The organism is Streptomyces lanatus (assembly GCF_014655715.1).
GTDB lineage: Bacteria > Actinomycetota > Actinomycetes > Streptomycetales > Streptomycetaceae > Streptomyces > Streptomyces lanatus.
In genome coordinates, this window is record NZ_BNBM01000027.1 from 86,495 (window position 1) to 94,173 (window position 7,679).

Sequence of the window (7,679 nt, forward strand, 5' to 3'; positions counted from 1 at the left end):
TTCGAGGGTTCGCCCGCCGTTGCTGGTGACGGGCTACAACGTCTTCATTTGTGGTCGCGCAGGAAGGCAGGGATCTCGTCACGGGTCGGGTAGTTCGGCAGGGGGGCTGGCTTGGCCTGAAGGAACGCAGTGATGACGGCGGCGGCTCGGTCGTTGTTGTCGTCCAGGCCGTTCCACATGTGGTGTCCGACTCCGGGCATGTACTGCGTGCGCTGGATGGCGAGGTCATTGGCAAGGACGGTGGTCTCCCATTGACGAAGCTGGGAGGAGCACTCAGCGATCATCAGCATCGCGGGAGTCCGGGACCGCCTCAGCTTCGAGGCAATGGAGGGGGAGTCCTTGACCGTCTGCTGGATGCGGAGGCTGGCGGCGGGGCTGAAGGAGAAGTTCTGGGCGGTGTCCTCGGCGGGGATGCGTTGCGCGTCGCGAGCGCAGTAGGCGGACGCGGTGTCGCTGCCGAGGTCTGCGGCGGTGAAGGCATTGTCGCCTTCGGCCTGTCCGATCAGTCCGGTGTCGGGGGTGAGGAGTCCGAGTCGCATAAGGCCGAACGCCACGGCGTACCGGGGGACGTGCGTCGATCGCGGTCCGGTCATGGCCGGCGCGAGGCCCCGTGCGGATTTTCGGCCCTTGTGCCCGGCTATGCGGGCGGTGGGGCCGTCCATGGGGCCGGGCTCAGCGATGATCGCCCGGTGCAAGCGTGCGGCGACGCTCGGGTCGGCCAGGGCTCGGGTGAGCACGGCCCCGCCTGACGAGAATCCGAGGATGTCGACCTTGCCCTTGTTCAGGCGATCGACGAAGGCTGCGAGGTCGCGGACCGGCCTGGAGATCGTGTACTGGCTCATGGGGAGCAGGTCGCTTCGTCCGCCACCGGCCTGTTCGTAGGCGTAGACGTCGTAGCCCTGGCGTGCCAGGAGTTGCAGGAACCGGTGGTCGAGCACCGAGATGCCGCGGACCGGTCCGCCGTTGAGGTACACGAGCGGGATGGGATGCCGGGTGCCGGGGTTCGCGGGCGGGTAGTGGTACACCGCTACCCGGCTGCCAGTGGCCAGGCTCCAGTGCTGCGTGGCCACGAAGGGTAGGGCGGGCGGGTATCGCCGGGCCGTCGGCACGGTCGGGATACAGACCGACGCCGTCAATGCTGCCGCGATGACCACCGGCAGGAACGGCACGAGCCGCGCCGGCCAACTGCGGCGCCGACCCAGCCACATTGCCGGGACAGCTCCGACTCCAAGGGTCGTCAACCACGCGGCGAGCCCCGAGCCTGCCCCATCTGTGAGGGCGATCAGTGCGAGAAAGACAACGACCAGCGCCGTGACGGCGGCCAGGGCCAGCAGTAAGCGTCCGGTGAAGCGGACGAGACGTATGGCGGACGTGGGCACGGCGGGCCTCCCGATAGTTTCAGAACGCTGTTTCAAAACGACGTTATCAGAGGGGGTAGGCTGCTGGCCGTGGGTAGGCCGAGAACAAACGACGAGGCCGTCAAAGAGCGGCTTGTGGAGTGCGCGACCGAGATGCTCGCTACCCGTCCGCGGGAGTCGCTCACGGTCCGCGCTGTGGCGGCTGCCGCCGAGTCGTCGACGACGGCGGTGTACTCCCTGTTCGGCGGTAAGGACGGGCTGATCGGTGCGGTGCGCGACAGAGCTGTCGCTGGCCTGTTCCAGGACGTGTCTGCGGTGCAGACCTCCGCGGACCCGCTCGCCGACCTCTACGCGCTGGCCGTCGCCTACCGTCGCTGGGGGCGAGGACACAGCCACCTGTACACGGTGCTGTTCGGTGGTGTGCAGTCCTTCGACCCGTCGGGGGAGATCGGTGCCAATGACCCGATCCGTCCGCTTCTCGCGGCGATCGATCGTGCCGTGACAGCGTCCGTCCTCGTCGGCGAGGCAACGTCGATCGCCCTGTCGATCTGGGCCACCCTCCACGGGCTGGTGACTCTTGAACTGGCTGGGGCCTTCGACGCCGCGACGGCCGAGGCCGCATTCCGCTCGGCGATTCACGCCACGTTGCGCGGATGGACGACCCCGGCGGTGTTCCGCAGCCTTCGCCAAGCAGAACTCGCTCATTGACAGGATCAGGGCCGGTTATCGGGGCCCTCCCGGTCCCTGCCGGGGCGAGGGTGCGTGGTCGGTGGACAGCCCTCCTCGCTGAAGCCCACCGGCTCCCACGCGCCCTCCGGTACCAGCTCCAACCGGGTGCGCATCTCCAATTCCTGCAAGGTGTGCAGGTACAGCGCCGTGGTCGTCGCCGAGCGGTGACCGAGCCTGATCCGCACCCAGTTCAGCGGATCACCGAACACCCGCTGATACGTCAGCCGCTGCTGCTCGTTCATCTCGCCCAGGGCCTGCAGATGGCCCCGCCACAGCAACTCCAGCGTGATCACCGCGTACGGATGCCGCAGCATGTGCGGCGTCGCTCCCACGTCTACACCCTGGGCACGACACCGCGCGTTGGCGTCGGCGAAGACCTGCTTCCACCCGGACACCGTCATCGGCAGCCCTCACTGGTTCAGCCACACCATCGCCGGCTCCCACCCGCCATCAGCCGTCGCCACCAGCAGCCGGCGCCGCTCGCCGTCATCCAGACGGGCCACCGGCACCCATCGACCCCCCATCCGCACCCGCGGCACGGCCGGGTCCTCCACCAGCAGCGACCGGCGCGTCGGAACGTAGAAGCCGCGCGAGCGGCCGTAATCGAGCATCTCGGCCCGGTCCCACTCCATGTAGTCGCGCACATCCCGCAGCACCGACACCGGCCAGTACACCGCCCGCCCCGACCTCCCCTTGGAGATCGCGTGCGGCAGCACCGCCCGCGCATTGACAACCCCGGACACCGCAGGCGGCAGCTCCGGCAGATCGAACACCGTCAGCGCCGAGTGCTCGCACAACCGCAGCCCCGTACGGACCATCGAGTCCGCGTACGCCGCGTTTCGGGCCGCCCACCTTCCGCGGAAACCGCGCCTGGGCATCTCCTGCGCGTCGTAGCCGCACAGTCCGACATTGCGCCACAGCCGATACGACCTCGGTGGCAGCCACTTCACCTCCCGCCGAGGCACCGTGTGCGACGTCTCTGCCGGCACCTGCCGCACCATGCCGGCGCCGGTCCCGCCCCGCCAGGGCGACCACACCGCGGCAGCACGCTGACGGATGGGATTGGCCCTCACGAGGTCCTGCTCGATCGCCCACAGGTAGAACTGGTTGACCGTGGACACCTCCCGGTCCCAACTGGTGTCTTCCAGGCGAGGTCCACGCTCGTCACGACGACGCCACCACTCGTACACCGCCCGGTCATCCATGGACGCGTCACGCCAGTCATGCCGGCCTCGCGCGAACCACAGGAAGTCGAAGTACGTGCGCAAGTCTCGGGCATGGGCGGCCTGGGTGTTCCATGGCGAAGACGCCAGCCACACCGAGAAGTACCGGTTCAGCGCCGCTTCGTAACCGCCCGCCGGACTGATCAGGAACGGCTGCCCCTCGGGTACGCCCAGATCGTCCAACCCCTCATTGAGACCGGCGAACAGGGCGCTGAACTCCCGCATGAACGGGGTCACTCGGCGCGGCCACGCCAGGTCTCGGCGAGCGAAGTGCACTCGCCAACCTGTGATCGACATGACGGTGGACGATAGCCCGTGGACAGCTCAACAGCGCATAACCCAAGTTCGACGGCCACAGGACCGTCATCTGGAGGGATCCGGAGACTGTCCGGCTCCAGGCCCGATCAGGCCGTGACGTTACGCCGGTCTCGATGGATCTGGCTCTCGCTGCCTTCGAGATGCTCCCGCCGGGCCTGGTCCTCGACGGCGAAGCCGTGATCTACGCCCACGGCAGGATTGATTTCGCGGCCGCGCAGTCGCGTGCCCTGTCCACCCCGGCCCGCGCGCGCAGTCTCGCCGAGGACCTGCCCGCCCATTTCGTGGCGTGGGACGTCCTTCTCCACCCCGATCACGGCGACGTCCGGGCACGGCGGTACGACGACCGCCGTGCCCTGCTCGTCGACCTGCTGGAGGTGTACGACGTCAAGCCGCCGATCCAACTGGTCCCCATGACCGACGACCCGGCAGTGGCCATGACCTGGTACCGACAACTCCCGGAGCAAGGCGTCGAAGGCATCGTCCCCAAGCAGGCCACCTCCGTGTACAGGCCCACAGGCCGGGTCTGGAAGAAGATCAGGCATGCCGAGACCGTGGAGGCCGATATCGTCGGCTACACCGGATCGGCAGCGCGGCCGCGGGCACTCGCGGTCCGCCTCCCCGACGGACGTGTGGCGCTTACGCAGTCCCTGAAGGCGCCGCTAGCGGCTCAGGTCGCGGTACATCTCGCGGCGAGCGGCCCGCAACGCGGCACGCGCACCCGGGCGGGGGAGCCCTACACCGCCGCCGCTCCCGGACTCGTGGTGGAGGTTCTCGCGGGGACGACCCGGCACGCCGTGGTCACGGTGACCCAGCTGCCGAGTATGTGAACCGGGCCGTGCGGCTCGGGCGCGAGGGATGCGACCATCTCGCTGCGCGTCGATGCCGTCCCAGGCCGGTTCCAGGAAGCCCCCAGGACTCCCGGAATCGGCCTCTCTGCCGTCCCCTACGGCCACTCACTGATCTCGCCTGCAGCCCCGGTCCGGTCCGCCTAACGGGCTATCAGCGCTGTCGCCGCCCTGACCCCTGAGTGAGGCTCGGAGCAGTGATCCCGCCACAGGAGGCAACCATGCGCACGCGCTCGATCCTCGCCGCAGTCGCCCTCACCACTGCCATCCTCGCCGGAGGTACCGGCATTGCCGTCGCCCAGGCGCAACCCCTCCCCGATGAAGGCTGTCTCCTCGGCGGCCTTGGCGCCCTCGCTGGTGTGGGTTACGTCAGCGGTTTGGGGGCCGTCGCCGTCCAGGACATCCCCGTCTTCTCCCGCGAGCAGTTCGTCGGTGAGGAGCCCCAGTCCAACCCGTGCAGCACCATCGCCAACAGCGGCCAGCTCCTTTAGCTGTAGGCCAGAGTGCCGCCGTATCCACGAGGCCGCCGCTCCTCGCTCACCATGGGGTCATGGAATCGCAGATGATCCGGCCCGGTCACCTCACCGCGCACCAGACCGCGCAGCAGCTCGGCATCAGCCTCGACGGTGTCCGTCAGCTCGTCCGCCGAGGCCGCCTGAAGCGCTCGGGCGGCAGCCCGCGGCAGCCCTGGTACGCCATCCCAGACGTCGCCGCGCTCCAAGCCGAACGCCGCGCACGCAGCGCTGCTTGACCGCAGGTCAGAGCCGTGTCACGATCCCGGTGAACACCTGTGCCCTGAACCAGCACCACAGCCTCACGACGAGGCCTCAGCCTCCCCGCCCTGAGCAGGTTCGCGCAGCATTTCCCACATCTGCTCGATCTCGGCATCGCTTGGGAACTTGGGCGCGGCAAGAAGCCGCACTACCGGAAAGATGGTCACCGTCGCGATCCCCAGCCCAAGCGCGAAGGCGATAGCACCCGCCGACACCCACTCTTTCGGCTGGTCAGGCAAGCTCAGCCAGACCACGCACACGATGGTCGATATTGCCTGAAGCGACATGATAAGAACCCAGAGCATGCCGATGGCCCCCCGCACTAGGAGCGTGCGAGCCATCGGGCCGAGCGGTGAATCCCACTCGCGCATCTGACGACGATGCTCCTCGGTAACCTCACCCTCCGCCCTCACAGCCTCCGAGATCTCCGTGAGGCGCTGCTTGATGTCGTTGCTGCTGGACTCCACGGCCCGCTGATAGAACGAGATTTCAAGTGCAGCCGCAAGCAGCACCACCGGGGCGACTGCGGCAACTGTCGTCGCGAAAGGCTCTGTCATCTCCATGCCCACGATCCTGCCCGCCAACGGCGTATCGCGATCCCGGTGAACCACTGCGCCCTCAACCGGCACCACAGACAGCCCCGACCTTGAGTCGCAGGCACAGAGGTTCGAAGCCACAGACCGACCGGCGTCGGCCAAGACTAAAGCCCCGGCACCCAACGCTCGTCGTGGAGCGGCCGGGGCTTCCTCACGCCCACATATGCAGCGCAACCATTTCGGTCCCCCACAAGTCACACCCGCCACACACCAGCACTACCTGGGGGGACCATGCTCGCCCGCACCACCACCGCCGCGCTGATCGCCGCACTTGCCATCACCCTCGTAGGCTGCAGCAGCAGCGACGACAGCAAGCCCAAGGCTGCCGAGAGCAGCAGCCAGCCCAGCACCGACACCAGTGCCGCAGAGAAGGCCGCCGGCATCCCAGCCGAGCCCACCGGCGCCAAGAAGGATGCCGTCCTCGCCGCCATCCACGATGTCAACGGCAAGCTCACGGCCGACGAGGACAAGGCCATCGACGCCGCGCGCAACCAGTGCTCGGGGCTCAACGGCGGCGCCAAGAACCCGGACCACCTCGCCGCTGAGCGGTTCTCGTACAACGGGATCACGCTGACCGACGACGACGGGGCGCATCTCAACATCGGGCTCCGGAAGACACTCTGCCCCAAGAACTGACCACACCGACTTCGGCCCGGCCCGCACCACGCAGGCCGGGCATCGGCATGCCATGGGGGCGAACGTGGCCACCGACCGCGACGAACTCACCAGCTACGAGTACCGGCAGATGCGCACAGTCTCTGGTGAAGCGACAGGAACAGGTCGCGCCTGTTCAGGGTCTCTTCCTGCCTCGCCGCCTGCTTGCGTGTGGCCCGGCTGGAGACGAGGGCCCATCCCGGTTCACTCATCCGGCGGCGAGGGCTCAAGGCGGCGGCTTCTTCCTGCTCGGCTTCTGGGTAGGTCTCGGGGCCGGCGCGCGCCCAGCGGCGGCCACGGCGGCTCGCCGGCTGGGAAGCAGCTGGTCGTAGATCGACACGTCAGGCATGGGGCGGGTGTCTTTGGGCAGTTGCGCCAGGCGCCGCTGGGTCAGCGAGGTGACGGTCGCTGCGACGGCCCGGTCTGCCTCGGTAGTGGCTCGGCGTCGTGGCTTAGCCGAGGTCGCGCCTCGTCGTGCCCGGAACACACGTCGACGGCGACGTCCCGTTCGACGCCGTCAACACCGTCACCGGTCGGCGCCTGCTCACCTCAACGTCGGTGCTCGCATCCTGCGACCCGCCGTCAGGACGGTCGCCGGCATCCAACCCCGATTCCCCGGCAACTGGCACTACCCCGCCGATCCCATAGGCGTCGAACTGTCCGCCCGCGACACCGAGTTCGCCGCACTGTTCGACGAAACCCTCGGCATCAAGGCCAGGCCCTTCACCGAGACCATCGCCGACCAGATTGCTTGGATGGCCCGCACCGGCCGCATACCGCACGACACGCCGGCAGGCTTGCAAGGCGCTGACCGACGGGGCCAGAGGCCGACGCTGGTCGTCGTCATGACGTGGTCCACCCGTATCCGGCCACCCCGCCTGATGACATGTCACGAAAGCGACAGTGGGTCAGTGTGAGCCCTAGAACACCTGCGCACAGCTGACCAGGCTGCCAAGGTGGGGCCGGGATCAGTGTGACGGCGCGCTCCGGGGTCAGCAGCCCGCCGGGGTCCTTGATGTAGACACGGTCGATGTCCGGGCAGGCGGCCATCTGTGAGGCGAGCGAGCCGTAGTGGGCGTCGTCCTGCACGTCGCTGACGGTGTAGGTCAGCGCGCCGACGATCTAGGTCTAAAACTGACGGACGTTATTGACAGGTGGGTCTCTCGTATCTAGGAGACCTCCA

At 68.1% G+C, this 7,679-nt stretch carries 8 protein-coding genes and 1 pseudogene; 5 read left to right on the forward strand and 4 right to left on the reverse strand.

Translation table 11 applies throughout. The features are described from left to right. Window positions 1-44: 44 nt before the first annotated feature. Window positions 45-1,379 (reverse strand): alpha/beta fold hydrolase, encoded by a 1,335-nt coding sequence (locus IE325_RS43420; RefSeq protein ID WP_190075742.1) that lies wholly within the window; start codon window positions 1,377-1,379, stop codon window positions 45-47. Window positions 1,380-1,448: 69 nt separating this feature from the next. Here IE325_RS43420 and IE325_RS43425 point away from each other — a divergent pair, with 69 nt between their 5' ends. Continuing rightward, complete coding sequence (locus IE325_RS43425) at window positions 1,449-2,066, forward strand: TetR/AcrR family transcriptional regulator (protein WP_190075731.1); 618 nt, start codon at window positions 1,449-1,451, stop codon at window positions 2,064-2,066. A gap of 5 nt (window positions 2,067-2,071) precedes the next feature. On the opposite strand, the gene IE325_RS43430 is transcribed toward IE325_RS43425, so the two are convergent. Together IE325_RS43430 and IE325_RS43435 are read right to left on the reverse strand one after the other, a co-directional pair. Then, a complete protein-coding gene (locus tag IE325_RS43430; protein ID WP_190075732.1) occupies window positions 2,072-2,488 on the reverse strand; it encodes a site-specific integrase in 417 nt (138 codons plus the stop codon). Window positions 2,489-2,497: 9 nt separating this feature from the next. After that, window positions 2,498-3,607, reverse strand: a complete 1,110-nt coding sequence (locus tag IE325_RS43435) for a site-specific integrase (RefSeq protein WP_190075733.1) — start codon at window positions 3,605-3,607, stop codon at window positions 2,498-2,500. Between the two features lie 56 nt (window positions 3,608-3,663). On the opposite strand from IE325_RS43435, the pseudogene IE325_RS43440 reads away from it, so the two are divergent. From IE325_RS43440 to IE325_RS43450, 3 genes and pseudogenes are all read left to right on the forward strand, one after another. Beyond that, window positions 3,664-4,455 (forward strand): annotated as a pseudogene (locus IE325_RS43440) (ATP-dependent DNA ligase); the annotation flags it as partial. Between the two features lie 239 nt (window positions 4,456-4,694). Then, window positions 4,695-4,964 carry a hypothetical protein gene (locus IE325_RS43445; protein ID WP_190075734.1) on the forward strand — a complete coding sequence of 90 codons (270 nt, stop codon included), beginning with the start codon at window positions 4,695-4,697 and terminating at the stop codon, window positions 4,962-4,964. A gap of 59 nt (window positions 4,965-5,023) precedes the next feature. Further along, on the forward strand, window positions 5,024-5,224 hold the full coding sequence (locus IE325_RS43450; protein WP_190075735.1) for a hypothetical protein: 201 nt from the start codon (window positions 5,024-5,026) through the stop codon (window positions 5,222-5,224). Between the two features lie 63 nt (window positions 5,225-5,287). Here the strand turns inward: IE325_RS43450 and IE325_RS43455 are convergent, their stop codons facing one another. Then, window positions 5,288-5,809 carry a hypothetical protein gene (locus tag IE325_RS43455; RefSeq protein WP_190075736.1) on the reverse strand — a complete coding sequence of 174 codons (522 nt, stop codon included), beginning with the start codon at window positions 5,807-5,809 and terminating at the stop codon, window positions 5,288-5,290. Between the two features lie 264 nt (window positions 5,810-6,073). Between IE325_RS43455 and IE325_RS43460 the strand changes: the two genes are divergently transcribed. Then, a complete protein-coding gene (locus tag IE325_RS43460) occupies window positions 6,074-6,478 on the forward strand; it encodes a hypothetical protein (RefSeq protein WP_190075737.1) in 405 nt (134 codons plus the stop codon). The last annotated feature ends 1,201 nt before the right edge of the window (window positions 6,479-7,679 follow it).

What these genes read in the sequence shown, in the direction of transcription:
- IE325_RS43430 (WP_190075732.1), bottom strand. Translation starts at nt 2,488, where the DNA reads ATGACGGTGTCCGGGTGGAAGCAGGTCTTCGCCGACGCCAACGCGCGG.
- IE325_RS43435 (WP_190075733.1), bottom strand. Translation starts at nt 3,607, where the DNA reads ATGTCGATCACAGGTTGGCGAGTGCACTTCGCTCGCCGAGACCTGGCG.
- IE325_RS43445 (WP_190075734.1), top strand. Translation starts at nt 4,695, where the DNA reads ATGCGCACGCGCTCGATCCTCGCCGCAGTCGCCCTCACCACTGCCATC.
- IE325_RS43450 (WP_190075735.1), top strand. Translation starts at nt 5,024, where the DNA reads ATGGAATCGCAGATGATCCGGCCCGGTCACCTCACCGCGCACCAGACC.
- IE325_RS43455 (WP_190075736.1), bottom strand. Translation starts at nt 5,809, where the DNA reads ATGGAGATGACAGAGCCTTTCGCGACGACAGTTGCCGCAGTCGCCCCG.
- IE325_RS43460 (WP_190075737.1), top strand. Translation starts at nt 6,074, where the DNA reads ATGCTCGCCCGCACCACCACCGCCGCGCTGATCGCCGCACTTGCCATC.